This is a genomic window from Neobacillus drentensis, from assembly GCF_036965425.1.
GTDB lineage: Bacteria > Bacillota > Bacilli > Bacillales > Cytobacillaceae > Neobacillus > Neobacillus drentensis_F.
The window spans coordinates 1-1,306 of record NZ_JBALPP010000028.1; the positions used below are offsets into that span (position 1 = coordinate 1).

General features: G+C 34.2%; 2 protein-coding genes. Both read right to left on the reverse strand.

Going from position 1 to position 1,306, the window contains the following annotated elements:
• Positions 1–40: 40 nt before the first annotated feature.
• A complete protein-coding gene (locus V7161_RS07620) occupies positions 41–955 on the reverse strand; it encodes an IS3 family transposase (RefSeq protein ID WP_335443693.1) in 915 nt (304 codons plus the stop codon).
• Complete coding sequence (locus V7161_RS07625; RefSeq protein ID WP_335443691.1) at positions 916–1,230, reverse strand: transposase; 315 nt, start codon at positions 1,228–1,230, stop codon at positions 916–918. Before V7161_RS07625 ends, V7161_RS07620 begins: the two co-directional genes overlap by 40 nt.
• Positions 1,231–1,306 lie beyond the last annotated feature (76 nt).

Sequence of the window (1,306 nt, forward strand, 5' to 3'; positions counted from 1 at the left end):
GGTCAAGCCCCTAATAAATAGACACACAAAAAATTCGACATTAAGCTGCATTTTGATAATCTAAATAGTATTTTTTAGGAGAAACGAATCCTAGTTTATATTGGATTCGTTTTTCGTTATAATATTGAATAAAATTTTTCAGATCTCTCTGGAATGTATCTTTTTGAATGCTTGAATAGAAACAAGGAAATTCAGTTTTTAACTGTGAAAAAAAGCTTTCAATAACAGCGTTATCCCAACAATTTGCCTTACGAGACATACTTGGCGTAAACTTCAAAGTCTTACTTAATTGATTATAACTAACAGATCTATACACACTACCTTGATCACTGTGAATAATTACCCCATCTAGTGACTTCAAATTTCTCTTTTTTTGTGCGGCCACAATTGTATCTTTAATAAGCTCCTGATTTGGACTGGAGCTTACTTTGAATGCAATCACTTCACGATTAAATAAATCCATCAAAGCTGAAATATAAAACTTCTCTTGGTCTACTAGGACTTCTGTCATGTCTGTGACCCATTTTTTGTTTGGAAGATTGGCATGAAAATCACGATTTAAATGGTTTTCATATAGATATCCAGCAGCTTGACTCTTTGTTTCTTTAGTTGCTTTTGGCCGTCTAACTACTGCTTTAATATTAGCTTCATTCATCAAACGAGCTACCTTTTTATGATTTACAAGAGTCCCTTTTTCTTTTAAGTATCCAGCTATTCTTTTAGCTCCATATGTCCCCTTATGCAATGTATATGCTCGTTTAATTTTAGTTAAAATCTTGCGATCCTGGTCTGAGATTACCTTTTTAGGTCTTTTTAGATATGCATAGTACCCACCCTTTGAAACCCCTAATACACGACAAAGAAGGACGACTGAAAAATCCTTTCTCAAGAAGGAAATAGCTTCGAATATCTTGCTTATTCGTTCCCCTTGAGAAAGGCCTGGAACTTTTTTAATATCTCATTCTCCAATTCTTTTTCTTTTAGTTGTTTCTCTAACTCCCTCACTTTTTTACTATCATTTTTAGATTGAGAGGATGTGTGAGAATGGGGGTTTTCTAAACCACTTTCCCCCTTTTGCTTATAGGCATTAACCCAACGATTTACGGTATCACGGTGTAAATTTAAACTGTTCGCAACCTCAATTACTGATCGCTTACCTTCTAAGATTTGAAGTACAGCTTCTAACTTTATTTCGGCATTAGTATGTGAAAATGTACGTTTCTTTGCCATATTATTATCCCCTTAAAATGTTGATATGTCGTATCTTCATACTATCTTATATGTCCATTATAAGGGGGGCAACCAC

Excerpts from the sequence above, each read along its gene's own strand:
- V7161_RS07625 (WP_335443691.1), bottom strand. The coding sequence starts at position 1,230 with ATGGCAAAGAAACGTACATTTTCACATACTAATGCCGAAATAAAGTTA.